At 71.5% G+C, this 26,288-nt stretch carries 15 protein-coding genes, 1 tRNA gene and 1 pseudogene; 14 read left to right on the forward strand and 3 right to left on the reverse strand.

What is annotated here, in order from left to right:
- Nucleotides 1–106: 106 nt before the first annotated feature.
- Together ACFIF2_RS16470 and ACFIF2_RS16475 are read left to right on the forward strand one after the other, a co-directional pair.
- A complete protein-coding gene (locus tag ACFIF2_RS16470; RefSeq protein WP_395573562.1) occupies nt 107–769 on the forward strand; it encodes a DegT/DnrJ/EryC1/StrS family aminotransferase in 663 nt (220 codons plus the stop codon).
- 77 nt (nt 770–846) lie between these two features.
- Nucleotides 847–922 (forward strand) — tRNA-Thr (locus ACFIF2_RS16475).
- Between the two features lie 55 nt (nt 923–977).
- On the opposite strand, the gene ACFIF2_RS16480 is transcribed toward ACFIF2_RS16475, so the two are convergent.
- Nucleotides 978–3,728, reverse strand: coding sequence for a SpoIIE family protein phosphatase (locus ACFIF2_RS16480; RefSeq protein ID WP_395573388.1), 2,751 nt, complete (start codon nt 3,726–3,728; stop codon nt 978–980).
- A 392-nt stretch (nt 3,729–4,120) separates the two neighbouring features.
- On the opposite strand from ACFIF2_RS16480, the gene ACFIF2_RS16485 reads away from it, so the two are divergent.
- The 12 genes and pseudogenes from ACFIF2_RS16485 (at nt 4,121) to ACFIF2_RS16540 (ending at nt 20,188) form a co-directional block, all read left to right on the forward strand.
- A complete protein-coding gene (locus tag ACFIF2_RS16485) occupies nt 4,121–9,598 on the forward strand; it encodes a HAMP domain-containing protein (protein WP_395573389.1) in 5,478 nt (1,825 codons plus the stop codon).
- 417 nt (nt 9,599–10,015) lie between these two features.
- Complete coding sequence (locus ACFIF2_RS16490) at nt 10,016–10,690, forward strand: two-component system response regulator (protein WP_395573390.1); 675 nt, start codon at nt 10,016–10,018, stop codon at nt 10,688–10,690.
- A 224-nt stretch (nt 10,691–10,914) separates the two neighbouring features.
- The gene (locus ACFIF2_RS16495; RefSeq protein WP_395573391.1) at nt 10,915–13,668 is read left to right on the forward strand and encodes a DNA translocase FtsK; all 2,754 of its coding nucleotides are present in this window, start codon (nt 10,915–10,917) and stop codon (nt 13,666–13,668) included.
- Nucleotides 13,669–13,931: 263 nt separating this feature from the next.
- Complete coding sequence (locus ACFIF2_RS16500) at nt 13,932–14,792, forward strand: helix-turn-helix domain-containing protein (RefSeq protein ID WP_395573392.1); 861 nt, start codon at nt 13,932–13,934, stop codon at nt 14,790–14,792.
- Between the two features lie 91 nt (nt 14,793–14,883).
- Nucleotides 14,884–16,365, forward strand: coding sequence for a 30S ribosomal protein S12 methylthiotransferase RimO (gene rimO, locus ACFIF2_RS16505; RefSeq protein WP_395573393.1), 1,482 nt, complete (start codon nt 14,884–14,886; stop codon nt 16,363–16,365).
- The gene (pgsA, locus tag ACFIF2_RS16510) at nt 16,362–17,132 is read left to right on the forward strand and encodes a CDP-diacylglycerol--glycerol-3-phosphate 3-phosphatidyltransferase (protein ID WP_395573394.1); all 771 of its coding nucleotides are present in this window, start codon (nt 16,362–16,364) and stop codon (nt 17,130–17,132) included. The genes rimO and pgsA overlap by 4 nt, the downstream gene beginning before the upstream one ends.
- The gene (locus tag ACFIF2_RS16515) at nt 17,129–17,674 is read left to right on the forward strand and encodes a CinA family protein (protein ID WP_395573395.1); all 546 of its coding nucleotides are present in this window, start codon (nt 17,129–17,131) and stop codon (nt 17,672–17,674) included. The genes pgsA and ACFIF2_RS16515 overlap by 4 nt, the downstream gene beginning before the upstream one ends.
- A 109-nt stretch (nt 17,675–17,783) precedes the next feature.
- Nucleotides 17,784–18,164, forward strand: a complete 381-nt coding sequence (locus tag ACFIF2_RS16520; protein ID WP_007387871.1) for a helix-turn-helix domain-containing protein — start codon at nt 17,784–17,786, stop codon at nt 18,162–18,164.
- A 192-nt stretch (nt 18,165–18,356) separates the two neighbouring features.
- Entirely contained in the window at nt 18,357–18,827 is a 471-nt protein-coding gene (locus tag ACFIF2_RS16525; RefSeq protein ID WP_395573396.1) for a Dps family protein, read from the forward strand.
- A 19-nt stretch (nt 18,828–18,846) separates the two neighbouring features.
- A pseudogene (locus tag ACFIF2_RS16530) lies at nt 18,847–19,068 on the forward strand (hypothetical protein); the annotation flags it as partial.
- A 209-nt stretch (nt 19,069–19,277) separates the two neighbouring features.
- Complete coding sequence (locus tag ACFIF2_RS16535; protein WP_395573563.1) at nt 19,278–19,703, forward strand: ArsR/SmtB family transcription factor; 426 nt, start codon at nt 19,278–19,280, stop codon at nt 19,701–19,703.
- Complete coding sequence (locus ACFIF2_RS16540) at nt 19,703–20,188, forward strand: SRPBCC domain-containing protein (protein ID WP_395573397.1); 486 nt, start codon at nt 19,703–19,705, stop codon at nt 20,186–20,188. Before ACFIF2_RS16535 ends, ACFIF2_RS16540 begins: the two co-directional genes overlap by 1 nt.
- Nucleotides 20,189–20,203: 15 nt before the next feature.
- Here the strand turns inward: ACFIF2_RS16540 and ACFIF2_RS16545 are convergent, their stop codons facing one another.
- Together ACFIF2_RS16545 and ACFIF2_RS16550 are read right to left on the reverse strand one after the other, a co-directional pair.
- On the reverse strand, nt 20,204–21,043 hold the full coding sequence (locus ACFIF2_RS16545; RefSeq protein WP_395573398.1) for an Fpg/Nei family DNA glycosylase: 840 nt from the start codon (nt 21,041–21,043) through the stop codon (nt 20,204–20,206).
- 18 nt (nt 21,044–21,061) lie between these two features.
- Nucleotides 21,062–26,170, reverse strand: a complete 5,109-nt coding sequence (locus tag ACFIF2_RS16550; protein ID WP_395573399.1) for an ATP-dependent helicase — start codon at nt 26,168–26,170, stop codon at nt 21,062–21,064.
- Nucleotides 26,171–26,288 lie beyond the last annotated feature (118 nt).

Below are 26,288 nucleotides of genomic sequence, written 5' to 3' on the forward strand. Positions count from 1 at the left end.
AAAGGGTTGGACCCCGAACTTCGGTTCCGGGTCCAACCCTTTTTTGTTTTCCTTTACTTGAAGTTCACGTTGCGCTACGACCATCCCACGTATGGGTACTGCAGCAATGCTCAGGGCCGCCGGCGTGGGCGTCGGTGACGAAGTCGTCGTGCCTGCCTTCGGGAACGTGGAAGTCGCCGAGGCCGTGGCCCTGGTCGGCGCGTCGCCGGTGTTCGCCGACATACATCCGGAGACGTACTGCCTGGACGCCTCCGCCGTGGAGGCGGCGCTGTCCTCCCGGACCGCCGCCGTGGTCGCCGTACACCGGTTCGGGCGGCCGGCGGACATGGGAGCGTTGCACCGCGTCGGGCAGCGCCACGGGTTGCTCGTTCTGGAGCAGGGTGAATCCGAGGCGCCGTACGACGAGATAGCCCAGCGCAGGCAGCGGGCCGCCTACCTGGACGGGAAGTTGAGGGGCGTACGCACTCCTGGCTGGGGGGACGGGCACACCTATCAGCAGTACGTGGTGCGGGTGCCCGGTAACGGACGGCCGGACCGTGACGCGTTCGCCCGGGCCGTGCGCGGGCGGGGCGTGGAGTGCCGGGTGCCGGTGAAGACGCCGGTGCACCGGATGCCCGGGTTCCGGCGGTGTGTGTCGTTGCCGGAGACGGAGCGGGCCGCGGACGAGACGCTCGCGCTGCCGGTCGACGCCTCGTTGACCAAGCGGGACATGCAGCGGATCGTGTCCGCCTGCAATGCTCTCGGCGGACTTCTGCAGCCCGCGTTCTGAATCCGTGGTTGGGAGCACCAGTCTGTTCGGGGTATGATCTATTCCGTTGCCGCGAGGGAAACCTCGAAAGGCGACCGGCCCCTATAGCTCAGTCGGTAGAGCGTCTCCATGGTAAGGAGAAGGTCAACGGTTCGATTCCGTTTGGGGGCTCCATAACGAAGGCCCCGCCCATTCGGGCGGGGCCTTTCGCGTGCCGTGGACCGGCGGGCTAGTCCGCGTGGGGCTCCGGGACGCGCATCGCGAGGATCGCCATGTCGTCCGAAGGGGCGTCCGACGCGAAGCGCTCGACCGCGCGCATGATGCGGGCCGCCACCGCGCCCGCCGTCAGCCCGGTGCAGGTGGTGAGCACGTCGGCGAGGCCGTCGTCCCCCAGCATGCGCGTGCCCTCGCGGCGTTCGGTGACGCCGTCGGTGACGCAGAGCAGGACGTCGCCCGGATCCAGGGTGACCGTCTGCTCGTAGAGCTCGAGGTCCTCGATGACGCCGAGGAGGGGCTGGGGTTCGGCGGCCGGTTCGACCGTGCCGTCCTGGCGCAGGCGGAGCGGGAGCGGGTGGCCCGCGCAGACCACCTTCAGCTCGGCGCTGCCGTCCTCCTGCGGGCGCATCTCGCCGTACAGCAGCGTCAGGAAGCGGCTGCGGGCGCCCTCGTCGAGGATGGCGGAGTTGAGGCGCTCCAGGACCGCCGGGCCGCTGAGGCCCTCGCGCGCCAGCAGGCGCAGGGCGTGCCGGGCCAGGCCCGTGACGGCCGCCGCGTTCGGGCCCGTACCGCAGACGTCGCCGATGGCGAAGCCGTACGCGTCGTCGCTGATGGGGAAGAGGTCGTAGAAGTCGCCGCCGACCTCGTTGCCCTCGCCGGCCGCGCGGTAGATGACCTCGACCTCGACGCCGTCGATGACGGGCAGCTCCGGGGGCAGCAGGCTGCGCTGGAGGGACTGGCTGATGGCCGTGCGCTCGGAGTACAGGCGGGCGTTGTCCAGGGCGAGGGCGGCCCGGCGGGACAGGTCCTCGGCTAGCTCCAGGATCTCCTGGCGGAAGTGCTCGTCGGTGGGCTTGCCGAGCGTCAGCATGCCGATGACGCGGTTGCGGGCCACCAGCGGGAGGACCACGGTCTCGCCGCCGACCGCGGCCGCCGTGGCCAGCGTCGGGCCGATGCTGGAGCTCAGCTGAGGCGTCGTACCGCTGTTGAGGCCCAGGTCGCGCATGGAGGTGCGCAGGGCGGCCTGGTGGGCCAGTTCGCCGGGGGCCGACCAGACGCGGGCGCCGGGGGTGGGCACCGGGTCGGGCGGGGCGATCTTGGAGAGCAGGGACTTGATGCCGTCGATGAGCTCCTCGTCCTCGTGCAGGACGTAGGAGAGGTACGGCTCCGACGCCTGGTCGGCGATCGTGTAGACGGCGCACCAGGTGGCGAGGGTGGGGACCGTCATCTGAGCCATGAGGGCCAGGGTCTGGTCGCGGTCCAGGGTGCCGGCGAGGAGGTCGGACGCCTCCACGAGGAAGCTGAGGGAGCCGCGGCGCAGGCGCTCCAGTTCGCCGAGGCGGGCGGACTCGACGGCCAGGGCGATGCGGTCGGCGGCGAACTGGAGGCGCAGTGCCTCCTCGTTGGAGTACCTGCCCGGGGCCTCGGCGGCGACGCCCAGGGAACCGGTGAGGCGGCCCTCGACCTTGAGGGGAACGGTGACGACCGAGCGCATGCCGGTGCCGTTGAGCAGCGGGACGGCACCGGGGACCGCGGCCAGGTCGTCGTGGACGGCCGGCATGCGTGCCGAGCCGTAGCGGCCGGGGCCGGCCTCGACGGGGACGCGGGCGAAGCGCTGGCGGGCGGACGGCAGGCCGGTGGAGGCGCGGACCTCCAGCTCCGTCTCGTCGTCGGTGGCCAGGAGGAGGAAGGCGGCGTCGGCGTCGAGCATGTCGCGGGCGCGTTCGACGGTGCGCTGGAGCAGGCCGTCGAGGTCGTCCGGGGCGGGGGAGCCGATGAACACCTCGAACGGGTCGGCGCTCTGGCCCTCCGATGAGGACGAGTCCGAGGCCGGGACGCGCAACGGTGTCTGGAGGACGGCGCGTTCGTGATCGCGGACGAGGAGGCACACCGTGGAGGGTTCGCCGCCGGTGTCGCGGACGCGGAGGTGGGAGGCGTAGACCGGGGTGACGCGGCCGTTGGCGTCCCGCATGCCGTAGCTGCCCTCCCAGCGGGAGAGCTGGAGTGCCTCGGCGATGCCGGTGCTGGTGCCCGGGGTGTGCGGCCAGGCGGCGAGGTCGGTCAGGGGCTTGCCGACGACCTGCTCGGGGGCGTAACCGAAGAGCTCCTCGGCGTCCTCGTTCCAGGACGTGACGGCGCCGGTGCGGTCGATCTGTACGACGGCGACGCGGACGCGGCCGTCGGCGACCGGGAGGAGGTCGGCGGGGAGCGAGGGGCCGGCGGCGCGGGTGCCGACCGGGCGCTCGGGCAGGTGGAGGTGGAACCAGACGTTCTTCAGTGTCGGCGTGTACTCGACACCCCAGCGGTCGGCCAGGGCCGCGCACAGCTGGAGGCCGCGGCCGCCCTCGCGGTCGGGGCTGCCCATGTCGGCGGGGGAGCCCTGGAGCGGGACCTCCCGCTCCGGGTAGTGATCGGCCACCTCGATGCGTACGCCGTCGTCGCTGCGCAGGCACAGGACGTCGGCGGTGGTGCCGGCGTGCACCACCGCGTTGGTCACCAGCTCGCTCGTGAGGACCACGGCGTCGTCGACGATGTCGGCCTGGCCCCAGCCCTGGAGGGTGTCGCGGACGAAGGACCGGGCGCTCGCCACCGATCGTCCGACGGGCTCGAAACTGGCGGCCGCGCGCGCGGTGATCACAGAACCCCTCGACCCTCTCTCCCCGGGCACGGCCTCATGGCCGACCGGCTCGCGCCGCTGCTGCGGCAGTCCACCCGTCGGCCCGGGATCCGGGGGCTGCTCCCCCGGGATCAGTCCGGTGGTCATTCCGGCCGCCCCTCCGATGCCCGCTCGTCTCCGTGCCGCCGCCCAGGCCGGACGCACCGGTGTGGCTGGACAGCCGCATGCAAGGTTACTTACCTTCGCCGTCCATGCGGATGCCGGTCTGCAGTGTTTCCGCCCAGAGGGTGTGCGGACGATGTGCGAAGCTGCCGAACTGTTATGGCCTGGTTCGGCCGGGGTGAAACACTGGGCAAGCTTCCGATGAAGGTCCGGGCAGGTTGAATGCGCACCGAGTGCGGCGGGCAGCAGCCCGGGAAGTGGTCCGGCGTGCGGCTCCGGACCGCTCGGCAGCACAGGAAGTACGCGGCAGTGTCCGGTCCGCCGAGCGGTGGCAGCCGGGCACGGCGGTAACGGTCGACCCCTGCGGGAGGGACACAGTGGAGTCTGGCGCAGCGACGCGGGGCACTAAGGCGCGCGCGAAAGGCGGACAGTCCCTGAGTAACCAGGGCAAAACGCGGGGTGGCAGTACGACCGTGGACACGGCCGCGCTGAACCGGCTGCTGGCGGCCCTCGTGGCCATGCGGGAGGGGAACTTCCGCAAGCGGCTCACGGTGGCCGGCGACGGCGTGATGTCGGAGATCGCGGCGGTCTTCAACGAGGTGGCCGACCGCAATCTCCACCTGACGGGTGAGCTGGCGCGGGTGCGGCGCATGGTCGGGCGTGAGGGAAAACTCACGGAACGGCTGGAGACGGGGGCCTGCGAGGGCTCCTGGGCGGCCGCGATCGACCACTCGAACGCCCTCGTGGACGACCTCGTACGGCCGGTCTCCGAGGTCAGCCGGGTGCTCTCCGCGGTGGCGGACGGTGATCTGTCGCCGCGCATGGAGCTGCGGACGCAGACGGCGGAGGGCGTCGGGCAGCCGTTGCGCGGTGAGTTCCTGAAGGTCGGCCGGACCGTGAACAACCTGGTCGACCAGTTGTCGACGTTCACGGACGAGGTCACGCGGGTGGCCAGCGAGGTCGGCACCGAGGGCAAGCTGGGCGGGCAGGCCCGGGTGCGCGGCATGTCCGGGTCGTGGAAGGACCTCACGGACTCCGTCAACACGATGGCGTACCGGCTGACCGCGCAGGTGCGGGACATCGCCCTGGTGACGACGGCGGTCGCCAAGGGTGACCTGTCCCGGAAGGTCACGGTGCACGTGGCCGGCGAGATGCTGGAGCTGAAGAACACCGTCAACACGATGGTGGACCAGCTCTCCGCGTTCTCGTCCGAGGTGACGCGCGTCGCCCGGGAGGTGGGTACCGAGGGTGCCCTGGGCGGGCAGGCCCAGGTGCCGGGTGTGGCCGGGGTGTGGAAGGAGCTGACGGATTCCGTCAACACCATGGCCGGGAACCTCACCGCTCAGGTGCGCGGGATCTCCGAGGTGACGACGGCGGTCGCCAACGGTGACCTGTCGCGGAAGGTGACGGTGCCGGCCCGCGGCGAGGTGGCGCAGCTCGCCGAGACGATCAACCAGATGACCGAGACGCTGCGGATCTTCGCGGACGAGGTCACGCGGGTGGCCAACGAGGTCGGCGGCGAGGGGCAGCTCGGCGGGCAGGCGAACGTGCCGGGTGCGGCGGGGATCTGGAAGGACCTCACCGACTCCGTCAACACCGTCTTCCGGAACCTGACCACTCAGGTGCGCGACATCGCCGCGGTGACGACGGCCGTGGCCAACGGTGATCTGTCGCAGAAGGTCACCGTGGACGTGGCCGGCGAGATGCTGGAGCTGAAGAACACCGTCAACACGATGGTGGACCAGCTGTCCTCCTTCGGTGCCGAGGTGACCCGGGTGGCCCGGGAGGTCGGTGTCGAGGGCGAGCTGGGCGGGCAGGCGCAGGTGCCGGGGGCCGCGGGGACGTGGAAGGACCTGACGGACTCGGTCAACACGGCGTTCAGGAACCTCACCGGTCAGGTGAGGAACATCGCCCAGGTGACGACGGCGGTCGCCAACGGTGACCTGTCGCAGAAGGTCACCGTGGACGTGTCCGGCGAGATGCTCCAGTTGAAGAACACCGTGAACACGATGGTGGACCAGCTCTCCAGCTTCGCCGACCAGGTCACGCGGATGGCCCGGGACGTGGGCACGGAGGGCCGCCTCGGCGGTCAGGCCCGCGTCGACGGGGTGTCGGGGACCTGGAAGGAGCTGACGGACTCCGTCAACTCGATGGCGGGGAACCTGACCTCCCAGGTGCGCAACATCGCGCAGGTGACGACGGCGGTGGCGCGCGGTGACCTGTCCCAGAAGATCGACGTGGACGCGCGCGGGGAGATCCTGGAGCTGAAGAACACCATCAACACGATGGTGGACCAGCTGTCGTCGTTCGCGGAGCAGGTCACGCGCGTGGCCCGCGAGGTGGGGACCGAGGGCCGCCTCGGCGGTCAGGCGCAGGTGCCCGGTGTCGCCGGTGTGTGGCGCGACCTGACCGACTCGGTGAACGGCATGGCCGGGAACCTGACCGCGCAGGTGCGCAACATCGCGCAGGTCGCGACGGCGGTGGCCCGCGGTGACCTCTCCCAGAAGATCACCGTGGACGCGCGCGGGGAGATCCTGGAGCTGAAGAACACCCTGAACACGATGGTGGACCAGCTGTCGTCGTTCGCCCAGGAGGTCACGCGCGTCGCACGCGAGGTGGGCACCGAGGGCATCCTCGGCGGCCAGGCGGAGGTGCAGGGCGTCTCGGGCACCTGGAAGGACCTCACGCAGTCCGTGAACGGCATGGCCAACAACCTGACCATGCAGGTCCGCAACATCGCCGAGGTCACGACGGCCGTCGCCAAGGGCGACCTGTCGAAGAAGATCACCGTGGACGCCAAGGGCGAGATCCTGGAGCTGGTCACGACCGTCAACACGATGGTGGACCAGCTGTCGTCTTTCGCCGAGCAGGTCACGCGGGTGGCCCGTGAGGTGGGTACGGAGGGCATCCTGGGCGGCCAGGCGCACGTGCCCGGAGTCGTGGGCATCTGGAAGGACCTCAGCGACAACGTCAACCTGATGGCGAAGAACCTCACCGTTCAGGTGAGGAACATTTCCCAGGTCGCCGCGGCCGTCGCCAACGGTGACCTGACGCGGACGGTGACGATCGAGGCGCGGGGCGAGGTCGCGCAGCTCGCCGAGACGTTCAACACGATGGTGAAGACGCTGAGTTCGTTCGCCGACCAGGTCACCAAGGTGGCCCGCGAGGTGGGCACGGACGGCATCCTCGGCGGTCAGGCGCACGTGCCGGGCGTGGCGGGCACCTGGAAGGACCTCACCGAGTCGGTGAACCAGATGGCGTCCAACCTGACCGGCCAGGTGCGCAACATCGCGATGGTCACCACCGCCATCGCCAAGGGCGACCTGACCAAGAAGATCGACATCGACGCGCGCGGCGAGATCCTGGAGCTGAAGACGACCATCAACACGATGGTCGACCAGCTGTCGTCGTTCGCCGAGGAGGTCACGCGCGTGGCCCGCGAGGTGGGCACGGAGGGCCAGCTCGGCGGCCAGGCACGGGTGCGCGACGTCGACGGCACCTGGCGGGACCTGACCGAGTCCGTCAACGAGATGGCCGGGAACCTCACCCGGCAGGTGCGCGCCATCGCGCGTGTGGCGACCGCGGTGACGCGCGGCGACCTGAACCTGAAGATCGACGTGGACGCCTCCGGGGAGATCTCCGAGCTGCAGGACTACATCAACAAGATGATCGCCAACCTGCGCGACACCACGATCGCCAACAAGGAGCAGGACTGGCTCAAGGGCAACCTCGCCCGGATCTCCGCGCTGATGCAGGGGCGCCGGGACCTCCAGGACGTGGCCTCGCTGATCATGAGCGAGCTCACCCCGGTCGTCTCCGCGCAGCACGGGGCGTTCTTCCTCGCCATGCCCCTCGTCGACGGCCAGGAGCAGGCGGGCGCCCAGAGCGACCAGTACGAGCTGCGCATGCTCGGCTCGTACGGCTACTCGATGGGGTCGATGCCCACGTCGTTCCGGCCGGGGGAGGCGCTGGTCGGTACGGCTGCCGAGGAGAAGCGCACGATCCTCGTGGAGAACGCGCCGAGCGGCTACCTGAAGATCTCCTCCGGGCTGGGGGAGGCCCCGCCCGCCCAGGTGATCGTCCTGCCGGTGCTGTTCGAGGGGCAGGTGCTCGGTGTCATCGAGCTGGCGTCCTTCACCCCGTTCACGCAGATCCAGAAGGACTTCCTCAACCAGATCGCCGAGATGATCGCGACCAGCGTCAACACCATCTCCGTCAACACCAAGACGGAGGTGCTGCTGAAGCAGTCGCAGGAGCTGACCGAGCAACTGCGCGAGCGGTCCGAGGAGTTGGAGCAGCGGCAGAAGGCGCTGCAGTCCTCCAACGCCGAACTGGAGGAGAAGGCCGAGCTGCTGGCGCAGCAGAACCGCGACATCGAGGTGAAGAACACCGAGATCGAGGAGGCGCGGCAGGTCCTGGAGGAGCGCGCCGAGCAACTCGCGGTCTCCATGCGCTACAAGAGCGAGTTCCTGGCCAACATGTCGCACGAGCTGCGTACGCCGCTCAACTCGCTGCTGATCCTGGCCAAGCTGCTCGCCGACAACGCCGACGCCAACCTGTCCCCGAAGCAGGTCGAGTTCGCCGAGACGATCCACGGCGCCGGTTCCGACCTGCTCCAGCTCATCAACGACATCCTCGACCTGTCGAAGGTCGAGGCGGGCAAGATGGACGTCTCCCCGACGCGCATCGCGCTGGTCCAGCTCGTCGACTACGTGGAGGCCACCTTCCGGCCGCTGACCGCGGAGAAGGGACTGGACCTGTCGGTGCGGGTGTCGCCGGAGCTGCCCGCGACGCTGCACACCGACGAGCAGCGGCTGCTCCAGGTGCTGCGCAACCTGTTGTCCAACGCGGTGAAGTTCACCGACTCGGGCGCCGTCGAGCTGGTCATCCGGCCGGCCCGGGACGACGTTCCGCAGGGCATCCGGGAGCAGTTGCTGGAGGCCGGTTCGATGAACGACGCGGACGCGGAGCTGATCGCGTTCTCGGTGAGCGACACCGGCATCGGGATCGCGGCCAGCAAGATGCGCGTGATCTTCGAGGCGTTCAAGCAGGCCGACGGCACCACCAGCCGCAAGTACGGCGGTACGGGACTGGGGTTGTCCATCTCCCGGGAGATCGCGCAGCTGCTGGGCGGTGAGATCCACGCGCAGAGCGAGCCGGGCCGCGGGTCGACATTCACGCTCTACCTGCCGCTGCACCCGAGCGAGCTGCCGCCGCACGGCTACCAGCAGGCCGTGCCGGCCCTGGAGGCGGGCGGGCTGCCGTCGTCCCAGAGCGCCGAGGCGGAGCCGTCGGGGGCGCAGGCCGAGCCGCCGGCCGAGGTGAAGTCGTACCGGGACTCGCAGAGCGGTGCCGCGGCGCTGTTCCGGCGGCGCCGCCGGGCGGTCGAGGCCGAGGAGCGGATCACCGCCCCGCAGCAGGAGCAGCAGCCGGCCGCGGAGCAGGGGGCGGCGCCGCACGCGCACCGCGGGATCCGCTTCGGCGGGCAGAAGGTGCTGATCGTCGACGACGACATCCGCAACGTCTTCGCGCTCACCAGCGTGCTGGAGCAGCACGGCCTGTCCGTGCTGTACGCCGAGAACGGACGCGAGGGCATCGAGGTCCTGGAGCAGCACGAGGACGCGGCGGTCGTCCTGATGGACATCATGATGCCCGAGATGGACGGGTACGCGACGACCACCGCGATCCGCCGGATGCCCCAGTTCGCCGGCCTGCCGATCATCGCGCTCACCGCGAAGGCGATGAAGGGCGACCGGGAGAAGGCGATCGAATCCGGTGCCTCCGACTACGTGACGAAGCCGGTCGACCCCGATCACCTGCTGACCGTGATGCAGCAGTGGATGCGGGAGGAATGAGGAGCGGGTCCGGACCGGACGGGAAACGGGCGGTACGGGGGGACTCCGCGTCCGGGGCACCTTCGGGCACGGTGCCCGCGTGCGCACGGGCGCCGCGCGGCACGTCCGGGCAGTGTGCGAACGTGGGGTGTACGCGAGTGGCGGCATCTCCGGTGTTCACGCGGAGTTGCTGACTCAGTGTGCCCGGAGCCGTGTAGAAGTACGGGATTCGGGGAACCTTCTGGTCTCCCGCCACGTTTCTGCTACGTGCACAGTGACATCGCGGTGACAGGGTGTGGCGACGGGCGGGGTGCGGCTACGATGACCGGCACAAGGACGGGCGGCGCAAGGGAGTCGTCCCCTGGGGCGGCGCCCGCCGGTGCTGCCCCAAGTCCTGCGGACAGGGGAGGCCCCACGCCGGGGCGAGGAGGGCGGGCCATGGTGCAGAAGGCCAAGATCCTCCTGGTCGATGACCGGCCGGAGAATCTGCTGGCGCTGGAGGCGATCCTCTCGGCGCTCGATCAGACGCTGGTGCGGGCATCGTCCGGGGAGGAAGCGCTCAAAGCACTGCTCACGGACGACTTCGCGGTCATTCTGCTGGACGTCCAGATGCCGGGAATGGACGGTTTCGAAACCGCCGCGCACATCAAGCGGCGGGAGCGGACCCGGGACATCCCGATCATCTTCCTCACCGCGATCAACCACGGTCCGCACCACACCTTCCGCGGGTACGCGGCGGGTGCCGTGGACTACATCTCCAAGCCGTTCGACCCGTGGGTCCTGCGCGCGAAGGTCTCGGTCTTCGTCGAGCTCTACATGAAGAACTGTCAGCTGCGTGAACAGGCGGCGCTGCTGCGGCTCCAGTTGGAGGGCGGCGGCAAGGCAGCCGGTGGCGAGGCCAAGGAGCCGGCCGGGCTGCTCGCCGAGCTGTCGGCGCGGCTGGCGGCCGTCGAGGAGCAGGCCGAGGCGCTGTCCAAGCAGCTCGGCGACGAATCGACCGACGCCGCGGCGGTGGCGACGGCGGCCCATCTGGAGCGCAAGCTCACCGGGCTGCGACGGGCGCTGGACGCCCTGGAGCCGGGCGCGTCCGGAGGGCAGGCCGCGGTCAACTGAGGCCGCTCGGCCGGCAGGTCCCCCGGGAGCGGGTGCGAGAGCCCGGTGACCGGCCTGGAGGCTCCGGTCCGCCCCGCCCGGCCCGTTCCGGTGGTGCGACGCCGTGAGGGCCTGTCAGGCGTAGTACCGGAGGCGTCAGTTCCGGACTCGTCGGTGGACGACACGAACGGGTGAAGCGGCGGCCACACGTGTCGACCGCCGTCTCCCCCGGTAACCTCACACCTATGGCCTCACGTCCCTCCGCAGCCAAGAAGCAGCCCGCGAAGAAGGCGGCCGCTCCCGCGAAGGGTCCGGCGAGGAAGGCCCCTGCGAAGAAGGCGCCCGCGAAGAGGGCGCCGGCCAGGAAGGCCGCGGCCAGGAAGCCCGCGCCCGCGTCGGCGCCGAGCCCCACCAATGGTGTCTACCGGCTCGTACGCGCCCTCTGGCTGGGGGTCGCGCACGCGGTCGGCGCGGTCTTCCGCGGCATAGGGCAGGGCGCGAAGAACCTCGACCCGGCGCACCGCAAGGACGGTGTCGCCCTGCTGCTGCTCGGCGTCTCGCTGATCGTCGCCGCGGGCACCTGGGCCGACCTCAAGGGACCGGTCGGCGACCTCGTCGAGATCCTCGTGACCGGCGCCTTCGGGCGGCTGGACCTGCTGGTGCCCCTCCTGCTCGGCGCCGTCGCCGTCCGCCTGATCCGGCACCCCGAGAAACCCGAGGCCAACGGCAGGATCGTGATCGGCCTGTCCGCGCTCGTCATCGGCGTCCTCGGACAGGTGCACATCGCGTGCGGCTCGCCGGCCCGCGGCGACGGCATGCAGGCCATAAGGGACGCCGGCGGTCTCATCGGCTGGGGAGCGGCGACCCCGCTGTCGTACACGATGACCGACATGCTGGCCGTGCCGCTGCTCGTGCTGCTCACGGTCTTCGGCCTGCTGGTCGTCACGGCCACCCCGGTGAACGCCGTCCCGCAGCGGCTGCGGCTGCTCGGGGTGCGGCTCGGCGTCCTGAGCGGCCCGGAGACGGAGGAGTACGCCGACGACGAGGAGCGGTACGACGAGCAGTGGCGCGAGGCGCTGCCCGCGCGGCCCCGAAGGCGCGGGGGACCGGCCGCCGGGCCGTACGACCCCGACGGTGCCGAGCAGGAGGCGCTCGCCCGGCGTCGCGGCAGGCCCCGGCGGTCCGCCGTGCCGCAGCCCGAGGCGGGCCGGCCGATGGACGCCGTGGACGTCGCCGCCGCGGCCGCCGCCGCGCTCGACGGTGCCGTGCTGCACGGGATGCCGCCGTCGCCTGTGGTCGCCGACCTCACCCAGGGCGTGAGCACGGGGGAGCAGGAGTCGTCGACGCCCGCTCCGACGCCCGCTCCCACGCCCGTACCGGCCGCGCGTCCGCAGCCGGGGAAGCTCAAGAAGGACCCCGAGGGCCGGGAAGCGTCCACGGGGAGCGTCCCCGACCTCACCAAGACGCCGCCCCCGCAGGAGCGCGCACTCCCGTCGCGCGCCGAGCAGCTCCAGCTCTCCGGCGACATCACCTACTCCCTGCCGGCCCTCGACCTCCTCACGCGCGGCGGCCCCGGCAAGGCCCGCAGCGCCGCCAACGACGCCATAGTCGCCTCGCTGACCACCGTCTTCACCGAGTTCAAGGTCGACGCCGCCGTCACCGGCTTCACCCGTGGGCCGACGGTCACCCGCTACGAGGTCGAGCTGGGACCCGCCGTGAAGGTCGAGCGGATCACCGCGCTGACCAAGAACATCGCGTACGCCGTCGCCAGCCCCGACGTGCGGATCATCAGCCCGATCCCCGGCAAGTCCGCCGTCGGCATCGAGATCCCCAACACCGACCGGGAGATGGTCAACCTCGGCGACGTACTGCGGCTCGCCGAGTCCGCCGAGGACGACGATCCGATGCTGGTCGCCTTCGGCAAGGACGTCGAGGGCGGCTACGTCATGCACTCGCTGGCGAAGATGCCGCACATACTGGTGGCCGGCGCCACCGGGTCCGGAAAGTCGTCCTGCATCAACTGCCTGATCACCTCGATCATGATGCGCGCGACCCCCGAGGACGTCCGGATGATCCTCGTCGACCCCAAGCGCGTCGAACTGACCGCGTACGAGGGCATCCCGCACCTGATCACGCCGATCATCACCAACCCGAAGCGGGCCGCCGAGGCGCTCCAGTGGGTCGTGCGCGAGATGGACCTGCGCTACGACGACCTCGCCGCCTACGGCTACCGGCACATCGACGACTTCAACCGCGCGGTGCGCGAGGGCAAGGTCAAGCCGCCCGAGGGCAGCGAGCGCGAACTCCAGCCGTATCCGTACCTCCTGGTGATCGTGGACGAGCTGGCCGACCTGATGATGGTCGCGCCGCGCGACGTGGAGGACGCCATCGTGCGCATCACGCAGCTCGCGCGCGCGGCCGGCATCCACCTGGTGCTCGCCACCCAGCGGCCGTCCGTGGACGTGGTCACCGGACTGATCAAGGCCAACGTGCCCTCGCGGCTGGCCTTCGCCACGTCCTCGCTGGCGGACTCGCGGGTCATCCTCGACCAGCCCGGCGCCGAAAAGCTGATCGGCAAGGGCGACGGTCTCTTCCTGCCGATGGGCGCGAACAAACCGACCCGTATGCAGGGCGCGTTCGTGACCGAGGAGGAGGTCGCGGTCGTCGTCCAGCACTGCAAGGACCAGATGGCGCCCGTCTTCCGGGACGACGTCACCGTCGGCACCAAGCAGAAGAAGGAGATCGACGAGGACATCGGCGACGACCTCGACCTGCTGTGCCAGGCGGCGGAGCTGGTCGTCTCCACGCAGTTCGGGTCGACCTCCATGCTCCAGCGCAAGCTGCGCGTCGGCTTCGCGAAGGCCGGGCGGCTGATGGACCTGATGGAGTCGCGGAGCATCGTCGGGCCGAGCGAAGGCTCGAAGGCTCGTGACGTTCTCGTGAAGCCCGACGAGCTGGACGGCGTGCTCGCCGTGATCCGGGGGGAGTCTGAAGGGTAGGCAACGGTACGCGAGGGGTTCCCCGCACGGAGGGTCGCGGCGGCCGGCCGGCCGATCGTGACTCACCCGTTAGGGAGCATTGAGCAACCGTTTCCTCCAGGCGCACGTCAAGTTGAGGGAAGCGACGAACAGGTAGTCCATCATCGGGATGCCGGGCCATTCCGATGGCGTACAAAGTCGTACCGCCCGGTTGCCCCACCCGTTCGTACCCCCCCTAGACTGAACGTCCAGCACAGGCGGCTAAACGCTCGAAAGGCGCCCCCGTGTCCAACGGCAACTCCCCTGAAGACGAGCGTCCGATCGAAGTGTCCCCCGACGTTTCCGAAGACGTTTCCGAGGAAGCCCGCCCCTCCATCGGCCGTGCCCTGCAGCAGGCGCGGATCGCCGCCGGGATGACCGTCGACGACCTCACCACCGCCACCCGCGTCCGGATCGCCATCGTGCACGCCATCGAGGCGGACGACTTCGCGCCGTGCGGCGGTGACGTGTACGCGCGGGGCCACATCCGGACGCTCGCCAAGGCCGTCGGGCTGGATCCGGCCGAACTGCTCGCTCAGTTCGACGCCGCGCACGGCGGGCGCCCGGCGCCGACTCCCGCCGCGCCCCTGTTCGAGGCGGAACGCATCCGTCCCGAGCGGCGCGGACCCAACTGGACCGCCGCCATGGTCGCCGCGATCGTCGCGGTGATCGGTTTTGTCGGCTTCACGTTCGTCAAGGGCGGCGACGACGGCCCCTCCGAGGCGAGCGTCGCCGAGGGGCCCCAGTCGACGTCCGGCGGATCCGCCTCGCCGAGCGCCGAGGCGAAGAAGCCGGACGCTCCCGAGCCGGAGGCGTCCGACAGCGCCATCGCCGCCGCGCCCCGGGACAAGGTGACCGTCAAGGTCACCGCCACCGAGGGCCGCAGCTGGATCTCCGCCATGGACCACAACGGCCGGCGGCTCTTCGACGGACTCCTCAAGGAGGGCGACTCCGAGACGTTCCAGGACGACGAGGAGGTCAACCTGGTCCTCGGCGACGCGGGCGCCATCCAGCTGTACGTCAACGGCAAGAAGATCGAGGACGACTTCCAGCCCGGGGCCGTGGAGCGCCTGACGTACACGAAGGGCGATCCGCAGGTCGGCTAGAGGGCCTGGGAGGAGCATCACCGCGGGGTTGGCCAAGATCGGCCAACCCCGTCGACATGGGCTGTCGGCGGGACGAAGTAGTCTTGAGCCCATGCCTGAAAGCCGTACCGTCGCACTCGTCACCCTTGGCTGCGCCCGTAACGAGGTGGACTCGGAGGAGCTCGCAGGCCGTCTGGAGGCGGACGGCTGGAAGCTCGTCGAGGACGCCGAGGAAGCGGACGTCGCCGTCGTGAACACGTGCGGCTTCGTCGAGGCCGCCAAGAAGGACTCCGTGGACGCCCTCCTGGAGGCCAACGACCTCAAGGGCCACGGCAGAACGCAGGCCGTCGTGGCGGTGGGCTGCATGGCCGAGCGGTACGGCAAGGAACTCGCCGAGGCACTTCCCGAGGCCGACGGCGTGCTCGGCTTCGACGACTACGCCGACATCTCCGACCGTCTGCAGACCATCCTCAACGGCGGCATCCACGCCGCGCACACCCCGCGCGACCGGCGCAAGCTGCTGCCGATCAGTCCCGCCGAGCGGCAGGAGGCCGGCGCCGCCGTCGCCCTGCCGGGCCACGGCCCGACCGACCTCCCGGAGGGCGTCGCCCCCGCCTCCGGTCCCCGCGCGCCCCTGCGCCGCCGCCTGGACGGCTCCCCGGTGGCCTCGGTGAAGCTGGCCTCCGGCTGCGACCGGCGCTGCTCCTTCTGCGCCATCCCGTCCTTCCGCGGCTCCTTCATCTCGCGCCGCCCGAGCGACGTGCTCAACGAGACGCGGTGGCTGGCCGAGCAGGGCGTCAAGGAGATCATGCTGGTCTCCGAGAACAACACCTCCTACGGCAAGGACCTTGGCGACATCCGCCTGCTGGAGTCCCTGCTGCCGAACCTCGCCGACGTCGACGGCATCGAGCGGGTGCGCGTCAGCTACCTCCAGCCGGCCGAGATGCGGCCCGGCCTGATCGACGTGCTGACCTCCACCCCGAAGGTCGTGCCCTACTTCGACCTCTCCTTCCAGCACTCCGCGCCGAACGTGCTCCGCGCGATGCGCCGCTTCGGCGACACCGACCGCTTCCTGGAGCTGCTGGACACCATCCGCAGCAAGGCACCCGAGGCCGGTGTGCGCTCCAACTTCATCGTGGGCTTCCCCGGCGAGAGCGCCTCCGACCTCGCCGAGCTGGAGCGGTTCCTGAACCACGCCCGGCTGGACGCCATCGGCGTCTTCGGCTACTCCGACGAGGAGGGCACCGAGGCCGCGACCTACGACGGCAAGCTCGATGAGGACGTCGTCGCCGAGCGGCTGGCCCGGGTGTCCCGGCTGGCCGAGGAACTCGTCTCCCAGCGGGCCGAGGAGCGCGTCGGCGCTACCGTGCGGGTGCTCGTCGAGTCCGTCGAGTCCGCCGACGAGGGGGACGGTGTGCGCGGCCGCGCGGAGCACCAGGCGCCGGAGACGGACGGCCAGGTGCTGCTCACGAGCGGCGAAGGTCTCGCTGTCGGTCGTATGGTCGACGCGAAGGTGGTCGGTACGGAGGGTGTCGACCTGGTGGCCGAACCGCTGCTGGGCTCGTCCGAGTGGAGTGAGGAGGCCGGCAGATGACGGGAGTCCCGGCGTCCGCGGCGGGCGGCTCGGGCGCGCGCCGGGCCGGGCCCCGTGGGCCCTCGGGAGCCGCGCAGGAACCGGCGGAGCGTACGACTCCGGGAGGCGCCGTGGAACGGGGCGCGACCGAGGGCGGTGCCGCCGGGCGCGGCGGCAAGATCGCGGCCGCCGCCGTCAACCAGGCGAGCGTCTGGAACGTCGCCAATCTCCTGACGATGCTGCGGCTGCTCCTCGTGCCGGCCTTCGTCGCGCTGATGCTCGGCAACGGCGGGTACGACCCGGCCTGGCGCTCGTTCGCCTGGGCGGCCTTCGCCGTCGCCATGATCACCGACCTGTTCGACGGCCACCTGGCGCGCACCTACAACCTCGTCACCGACTTCGGGAAGATCGCCGACCCCATCGCCGACAAGGCGATCATGGGAGCGGCGCTCATCTGTCTGTCCGCCCTGGACGATCTGCCGTGGTGGGTGACGGCCGTCATCCTCGGCCGGGAACTCGGGATCACCGTGCTGCGTTTCGTGGTCATCCGGTACGGCGTCATCCCCGCGAGCCGCGGCGGCAAGCTCAAGACCCTCACCCAGGGCGTGGCCGTCGGGATGTACGTGCTGGCACTGACGGGGCCCCTGGCCACCCTGAGGTTCTGGGTGATGGCGGCGGCGGTCGTCCTGACCGTGGTCACCGGGCTGGACTACGTGAAACAGGCCATTGTGCTGCGCCGCCGGGGAATCGCCGAGCGCAGAGCGGCGTTGAAGGAGTCGGAAGGTTGAGTTCCACGGCCGCCGAGGTGGTGCGACTACTCACGGTCAGGGGTGAGACCCTCGCGGTCGCCGAGTCGCTGACCGGTGGACTGGTGGCCGCGGAGATCACCGCGGTGCCCGGGGCCTCCAAGGCGTTCCGGGGTTCCGTCACCGCCTACGCGACGGAGCTGAAGCAGGCGCTGCTCGGCGTCGACGGTGCCGTGCTCGCGGCGCGTGGAGCGGTGGATCCGCAGGTCGCCGCCCAGATGGCGGCAGGTGTACGCAAGACGCTGGGTGCCGACTGGGGCGTCGCGACAACGGGCGTCGCCGGGCCGGACCCGCAGGACGGACAGCCCGTCGGCACGGTCTACGTGGCCTTCGACGGGCCGCTCACGACAGGCGACGGTTCCGCCGGTGGCGGAAAAGTGGAGGCGCTGCGGTTGAACGGCGACCGCGCGGAAATTCGTATGGAGAGTGTACGGAGCGTACTCGCCCTCCTTCTGAGGGAGCTTGCGGGCGAACAGACCGGGAATGAGCGGGCACAGGATACGGAACGGAACGGGGGGTTTTGATGTTTGCAGCCCTGAGTGAACACGACATCGCTCCCCGCACGGCCGCGGCGCGAGGCGGTACGGTGGGGCGTGAAGGATGCGGTTACACGGTCCGAGGAGGGAGCCACCGATGATTCTGCTCCGTCGCCTACTGGGTGACGTGCTGCGTCGGCAGCGCCAACGCCAGGGCCGTACTCTGCGCGAAGTCTCCTCGTCCGCCCGAGTCTCACTCGGCTATCTCTCCGAGGTGGAGCGGGGGCAGAAGGAGGCTTCTTCCGAGCTGCTCTCCGCCATCTGCGACGCGCTGGACGTACGGATGTCCGAGCTCATGCGGGAAGTGAGCGACGAACTCGCGCTGGCCGAACTGGCCCAGTCCGCCGCGGCGACACCCAGCGAGACCGTCCCCGCGCCGGTGCGCCCGATGCTGGGTTCCGTCTCGGTGACCGGCGTGCCACCGGAGCGGGTGACCATCAAGGCGCCCGCCGAGGCAGTGGACGTCGTCGCCGCCTGAGCACCGAGAACGTGTGCGTGTGAGGCCCCGGCCGGGGTCTCTCCGGGAGACCGGAGGGGTGCGGTCGGGGTTTTTGCGTGGTCCGGGGCGGGAGCGGTCGGCCGGGCCGGCCGGTTTGCCGGTCTCCCGCGGTGCGGTCATCGTGGAGGGACATGGCCGGGGGAGCCGGGGGGCCGACCCACGGAGGTGCGGATGTACGTCGTGAAGAGCCCGCTGTCCGACGCGAACCTGAAGACCGTCTCCGAGGCGCTGCAAGGCGGCCTCGTCGACCTGGTGGACCTGGCCCTGGTGGCGAAGCAGATCCACTGGAACGTGGTCGGCCCACGTTTCCGTTCCGTACACCTCCAGCTCGACGAACTCGTGGACACGGCGCGCACGCATTCCGACACGGTGGCGGAACGCGCGTCGGCGCTCGGTGTGTCACCGGACGGGCGTGCCGCGACCGTGGCCGTCGGCAGCGGCATCGACGTGACCCCGGAAGGGTGGGTCGACGACACCACCGCCGTCCAGACGATCGTGGACGCGCTCGGCGCGGTGATCACCCGCATGCGGGAGCGGATCGCGGCGACCGGGGACCCGGATCCCGTGAGCCAGGACATCTTCATCCAGGTCACGGCCGACCTCGAGAAGCAGCACTGGATGTTCCAGGCCGGGAACGGATGATCCCGGGGCTGACGCGGATATGACGTCCGCGCGGACTGCTCGCCGGGCGGCCGCGCTGGGGTTCGGTGCCCTGTGGTGGTGGGCCGTGCTGCGCCTGGCGCTGGAACCCGGCGCCGGGGCGCTGGAATGCACCGTCGCGGTCGGTGGCTGGGGGCTCAGTGTGCTGCCGGTGCATTGTGTGCCCAGGCGCAGGGCGGTGAGGGCCTTGGCGGCGGGGCGGTGGCGGCGGGCTCTGCGCGGGGGTGCGGGGGTGTCGGAGTCGCCTGGCCCAGGGGCCGCACCCTCACCACCGGCACCCCACCACGGGCATCCCCGACCACCCGCGTCCCGTCGCCGGGACACCGGCGCCTCCGGTGACCCCGCCTCCAGCGACCCGGCCTCCAGCGACCCGGCCTCCAGCGACCGCTGAGTGCTTTACAGCAGGGCGTGTCCGAGATAACGTACAACCAAATGGTTGTAGATGGAGCTTCCGAAGGAGCCGAAGGAACCGAGGAAGGCGTGGACCGACTGTTCCACGCCTTGGCCGACACGACGCGCCGCGACATCCTGCGTCGCTGCGTACGGGGCGACCTGTCGGTGTCGCGACTGGCCGAGGCCTATCCGATGAGCTTCGCCGCGGTGCAGAAGCACGTCGCGGTCCTGGAGCGGGCGGGTCTGGTGGTCAAGCAGCGCCGCGGACGGGAGCAGCTCGTGCGCACCGACCCCGATGCCGTGGTCCGGGCCCGGCAGGCACTGGACGAACTCGAGGCCGCCTGGCGTGGACGGGTGGAGCGGATGTCCCGTCTGCTCTCCCAGGAGTTGCCATCCGAGGTGCGGTCCGGTGCGGCATCCGAGGCTCGGTCCGATGTGCCCGATCCGATGGAAGGACAGGACTGATGAGTGTCACCAGTTTGGACAAGGATCTCGACAACCTCACCCTCACCCTGATCGCCGACTTCTCCGCTCCCGTCGAACGGGTGTGGCAGCTGTGGGCCGACCCGCGGCAGCTCGAGCGCTGGTGGGGCCCGCCGACCTACCCGGCGACGGTGGAGGAGCACGACCTGACGCCGGGCGGAGAGGTCACGTACTTCATGACCGGACCGGAGGGGGACAAGTTCCGGGGCTGGTGGCGGGTCACCTCGGTGGACGCGCCGACGTCCCTGGAGTTCACCGACGGGTTCGCCGACGCGGACGGGGTGCCGAGCGCCGACATGCCCACGACCGCGACCCGCGTGACGTTCACCGAGCGCGACAGCGGCACACGCATGGAGATGCGCTCGGTCTTCGACACCCGGGAGCAGATGGACCAGCTCACGAAGATGGGCATGGAAGAAGGGCTGCGGGAGGCGGTCGGGCAGATGGACGGTCTGCTCGTCGGCTGAGTCCGGGCCGACCCGTCAGCTCGCCCCGCGCCGTGGCCTGGTTCCGGCATAGCCGCCCGGGCGCGGGGCGGGGCCGGGCTGGCAGGCGGGGCACCAGTACGTGGGGCGCTCGCGGGAGCCGTCGCCCTGGTTCGCGACGCGCACCGGTGTGCCGCAGCGCAGACAGGGGCGGGACGCGCGACCGTACACGAACAGGTCCTGGCCGCGCAGGCCCGTCGTGCGACGGACCGGGCGGTCGCGATTGGCCTCCAGGAGCTTCTTCGCGAGCGCGGGCACCTTCACGGCGTGCGGGTCGGGCAGGTCCCCGACCGGGAGCCACGGGGTGACGCCGAGCAGGAAGCACAGCTCGCTCTTGTACACGTTGCCGATGCCGGCGAGATTGCGCTGGTCGAGGAGGGCCTCACCGAGAGGACGGGCGGGGTCCGCGCGCAGGTTGGCGAGCGCCAGGTCGGCGTCCCAGTCGGGGCCCAGGAGGTCCGGACCGAGGTGGCCGACGGCGCGCTCCTCGTCGGCGGTGCGGAGGATCTCCAGCACCGGCAGGCGATAGCCGACGGCCGTGCGGGCGGCGGTGCCCAGAACCACCCGGATCTGGTGCGCCGGACCACCGCTCCAGCGCTGCCCCGCGGCGAACACCTTCCAGGAGCCGTCCATCCGCAGATGCGAGTGCACGGTCAGGCCGCCCTCGACGCGGGTGAGCAGGTGCTTGCCGCGCGCGGTGACGTCCAGGACCGTCCGGCCGGTGAGGTCGGCCGTGGCATAGCGGGGCACGCGGAAGTCGCTGCGGATCAGCACGTCACCCGCGAGGGCGTCGTGCAGCCGTCGCGCGGCCTGCCAGACCGTGTCTCCTTCGGGCATGCGTCAAGAGTGACAGGCTCAGGCTCTGATGCGCAGGCCGCGTGGGGTCGCGATGAACCCGGCCTCCTCCAGAAGCGGACCGAAGGGGGAGGTCAGGGCCGCCTCGCCGTTGAGGCGCTCGACCGTGACCGTGCCGAGGGAACCGGCGCGGGCGGCCGAGGCGAGCGCTTCCGTCGCCGCGCGCAGCCGGGAGTCGTCGGTGGGCCGGGCGTCCGGATCGGAGGGCCAGAGCAGGAGGGTCTTGCCGCCGCGCTCCATGTAGAGCGAGGGCTCGCCCTCGACGAGCACCACCAGGGACCCCGCCTTGCGGCCCGGCTTGTGCGTGGCGCCGGGCGGTGGCTCGGGCCAGGTGAGGGCCGCCCCGTACGCGTTCGCCGGATCGGCGGCGGCCAGGACGACGGCCCGTGGTCCGGCGGAGGGCCGGCCTCGACGGCCGGGCGGGCCGGGGTGGCTGGGAACGCCGGTGTCGTAGGCCCCGCGCGGGCCTCCGTAGCCGTCGTCGTACGTGTCGCCTCCGCGCGGGCTTCCGAAGCCACCGTGCGTGCCGCCCCCGCGTGGTCCTCCGGCGCCCGGTTCGGCGTAGTCGCGAGGCGAGATGTAGTCGCCCCGGGACGGTGACCGGCCCAGCTGGTCCGGGTCCGCGAAGACGTCGTCGGAGTGGCTCGGGGCGCCGGGGACGCGAGGGGTTCCGCCGGCGTCGGGCCCCTCGACGGGGGTGTCCGCAGCCTCCGTGGTGCCGTGGCCGTCGGCCGGGATTGGGAAGTCGTCGAACGGGGAGCCGGCGAGGGCGGTGGACGCCGGGCGGCCGGAGAAGTCGTCCCGTGCGGTCCTGGTCCCCGTCCCGGCGCCGCCGGTGAAATCGGTGAACGTGGTCTGACCGTCACCACGCTCGCGGGCGTTGGCGACGGCGCGCAACCGGTCCACGGCACCCTCCATGGCGAACTGCGCGGCCCCGAGCCCTTCCACCACGTAGCCGCGCCGGGCCTGGCCGCTCTCCTCGAAGGCGGCCAGGACGCGGTACACCGCCGAGAAGCCGCCCTCGACGCCCTCGGCGGCCACGGCGCCGCGGGTCACCACGCCGTGCCGGTCGAGGAGCGTGCGGGCCAGGGCGTGCGCACGCACCGTGGTGTCCGGCTCGCGGGCCGGGAGCAGTGACCACCGGCCAGCGACCGTCGGCGGACCGGTGCGCGAGGCGGTGCGGGCGGCGGCCGTCAGCGAGCCGTAGCGTCCGCGTGGCACCGCGCGCTTGGCGCGGTGCGCGGTGGAGCCCGCGGTGCGGCCGGAGCCCAGCAGGGAACGCAGGGGCGCGAGCGTGTCGTTCGTCAGCCGTCCGGACCAGGCCAGGTCCCACAGGGCGTCGGCCAGCTGCGGATCGGTGACGTCCGGGTGGGTGGTGGCACGGACCTGGTCGGCGATCTGCCGGAAGAACAGGCCGTATCCGCCGGACAAGGTGTTCAGAACGGATTCATGGAGGGCGGTCGGCTCCAGTGGATGCGGTGGCGGCAGGATCAGCGGGGCCGCGTCGGCCAGGTAGAGGGAGACCCAGCCGTCCTTGCCGGGGAGGGAACCGGCTCCCGCCCACACGACTTCACCGGCGGCCGTGAGTTCGTCCAGCATGGCCGGGTGGTAGTTCGCCACGCGGGAGGGCAGGACCAGCTTCTCCAGGGCCGACGCGGGCACGGAGGCGCCCTGCAGCTGTTCGACGGCACGGACCAGCCCGTCGATGCCGCGCAGCGCGTGGCCCTTGCCGATGTGCTGCCACTGGGGCAGGAACTGCCCGAGCGCGGCCGGCGGCACCGGTTCCAGCTCGTGCCGCAGGGCGGCCAGGGAACGGCGTCGCAGTCTGCGCAGGACCGTCGCGTCGCACCACTCCTGGCCGATGCCGGCCGGATGGAACTCGCCCTGCACGACCCGGCCCGCGGCGGCGAGCCGCTGCAGGGCGCCCTCGGTGACCGCGACGCCCAGGCCGAAGCGGGCAGCCGCGGTGACGGATGTGAAGGGGCCGTGGGTGCGGGCGTGGCGGGCGAGGAGATCGCCGAGGGGGTCCTTGACCGGCTCGGTGAACGCCTCGGGCACGCCGACGGGCAGGGCCGTGCCCAGTGCGTCGCGCAGCCGGCCCGCGTCCTCGATCGCCGCCCAGTGCTCGGCGCCGGCGATCCGCACCCTGATCGCACGGCGGGCCGCGGCCAGCTCCGGCGCCCACTGCGGCTCGGCGCCCCGCTGGGCCAGCTCGGCGTCCGTGAGCGGACCGAGCAGCCGCAGCAGGTCCGCCACACCTTCCGGGTCCTTGACGCGGCGGTCCTCGGTGAGCCACTGCAGCTCGCGCTCCAGCTCGGTGAGCACCTCCGCGTCGAGCAGCTCGCGCAGCTCCGCCTGGCCGAGCAGCTCGGCCAGCAGCCGCGAGTCCAGCGAGAGGGCGGCGGCACGGCGCTCGGCGAGCGGTGAGTCGCCCTCGTACAGGAACTGGGCGACATAACCGAAGAGCAGGGAGCGGGCGAACGGGGACGGTTCCGGAGTGGTGACCTCGACCAGGCGGACCCTGCGGGACTCCAAGTCCCCCATCAGCTCCACCAGGCCGGGCACGTCGAAGACGTCCTGGAGGCACTCGCGGACCGCCTCCAGCACGATCGGGAACGAGCCGTACTCGCTCGCCACCTCCAGCAACTGCGCGGCACGCTGGCGCTGCTGCCACAGCGGGGTCCGCTTGCCGGGGCTGCGGCGCGGCAGCAGCAGCGCGCGGGCGGCGCACTCGCGGAACCGGGACGCGAACAGGGCCGAGCCGCCCACCTGGTCGGTGACGACCCGGTCGACCTCGCCCTTGTCGAAGACGACGTCGGCCGCGCCGACGGGCGCCTGCCCGGCGTCGTACTCCAGGCCCGGCTTCGTCGGCTCCTGGTCGAGCAGGTCGAGACCCATCAGGTCGGCGTCCGGCAGCCGCAGCACGATGCCGTCGTCGGCGTGCATCACCTGGGCGTCCATGCCGTACCGCTCGGTCAGGCGGGCGCCGAGCGCCAGGGCCCATGGGGCGTGGACCTGCGCGCCGAAGGGAGAGTGGACCACCACCCGCCAGTCGCCCAGCTCGTCCCGGAATCGCTCCACGACGATGGTGCGGTCGTCGGGGATGTGTCCGCAGGCCTCGCGCTGCTCGTCGAGGTACCCCAGCACGTTGTCCGCGGCCCAGGCGTCCAGGCCCGCGGTGACCAGGCGCAGCCGGGCGTCCTCCTTGTCGAGGGAGCCGACCTCGCGCAGGAAGGCACCCAGCGCGCGGCCCAGCTCCAGGGGGCGGCCCAACTGGTCGCCTTTCCAGAAGGGGAGCCTGCCCGGGACACCGGGGGCGGGGGAGACCAGGACCCGGTCGCGCGTGATGTCCTCGATCCGCCAGGAACTGGTGCCGAGCGTGAAGACGTCGCCGACACGCGACTCGTAAACCATCTCCTCGTCGAGCTCACCGACCCGGCCGCCGCCCTTCTTCGGATCGGCCCCGGCGAGGAACACCCCGAAGAGCCCGCGGTCGGGGATCGTCCCGCCCGAGGTCACGGCGAGGCGCTGGGCGCCCGGGCGGCCGGTCACCGTGCCGGCCACCCGGTCCCACACCACGCGCGGGCGCAGCTCGGCGAAGGCGTCCGACGGGTAGCGGCCGGCCAGCATGTCCAGGACGGCCGTGAAGGCGGACTCCGGCAGGGAGGCGAAGGGGGCGGCGCGGCGGACGGTGGCGAGCAGGTCGTCGACCTGCCAGGTGACCAGGGCGGTCATCGCGACGATCTGCTGGGCCAGGACGTCCAGCGGGTTGGCGGGGACTTTGAGGGCCTCGATGGCGCCGCTGCGCATCCGCTCGGTGACCACGGCCGCCTGCACCAGGTCACCGCGGTACTTCGGGAAGACCACGCCCGTGGAGACGGCACCGACCTGGTGGCCCGCGCGGCCGACGCGCTGGAGACCGGAGGCGACGGAGGGCGGCGACTCGACCTGGACGACCAGGTCGACGGCGCCCATGTCGATGCCCAGCTCCAGGCTCGAGGTGGCCACCACCGCGGGCAGGCGGCCCGCCTTGAGGTCCTCCTCGACGAGGGCGCGCTGTTCCTTGGAGACCGAGCCGTGGTGGGCACGGGCGATCACCGCGGGGGCACCCTGGGCGGCTCCCGAGCCGCCCATCAACTCGGCGGGGGAGTGGTGTTCGTCCAGGGGCTCGCCGGTCGCCCGCTCGTACGCGATCTCATTGAGCCTGTTGCACAGGCGCTCGGCCAGGCGGCGGGAGTTGGCGAAGACGATCGTGGAGCGGTGCGACTGGACGAGGTCGGTGATCCGCTCCTCGACGTGCGGCCAGATCGACGGGCGCTCGGCGCCCTCGTTGCCGTCCGCCACCGGGGAGCCGCCCAGCTCGCCCAGGTCCTCGACGGGGACGACGACGGACAGGTCGAACTCCTTGCCCGACTCCGGCTGGACGATCTCCACCTTGCCGCGCGGGGCGAGGAACCGGGCGACCTCGTCCACCGGACGGACCGTCGCCGACAGGCCGATGCGGCGGGCCGGCCTGGGCAACAGCTCGTCCAGCCGCTCCAGGGTGAGCGCCAGATGGGCGCCGCGCTTGGTGCCGGCGACCGCGTGCACCTCGTCGAGGATCACCGTCTCGACGCCGGTGAGCGCGTCGCGCGTGGCCGACGTGAGCATCAGGAACAGGGATTCCGGGGTGGTGATCAGGATGTCCGGCGGGCGGGTGGACAGGGCACGGCGCTCGGCGGGCGGGGTGTCGCCGGAGCGGATGCCGACCTTGACCTCGGGCTCGGGCAGACCGAGGCGGACGGATTCCTGGCGGATGCCGGTCAGCGGGCTGCGGAGATTGCGCTCGACGTCGACGGCCAGGGCCTTGAGCGGGGAGACGTACAGGACGCGGCAGCGCTTCTTGGGGTCGGCGGGCGGAGGCGTCGAGGCCAGCTGGTCCAGGGCGGCGAGGAAGGCGGCGAGCGTCTTGCCGGAGCCGGTGGGCGCGACCACCAGCACGTCCGAACCCTCCGAGATGGCCTGCCACGCCCCCGCCTGGGCGGCGGTGGGCGCGGAGAAGGCCCCCGTGAACCAGCCGCGGGTCGCGGGGGAGAAGCCGTCCAGGGCTCGGTGTGCGGAGCTGACCATGGATCCATCGTGCACCCGAGCACTGACAATCGGCCTGAGCTGGGCGAACGGCGGGGCGGTGACGGGACCGCGGGGGTGTTCCGAGGAGAGGATCGGTGGGCCGGGGCACTGACGGAGA

The organism is Streptomyces sp. BK79, assembly GCF_044142145.1.
Taxonomy (GTDB): Bacteria; Actinomycetota; Actinomycetes; order Streptomycetales; family Streptomycetaceae; genus Streptomyces.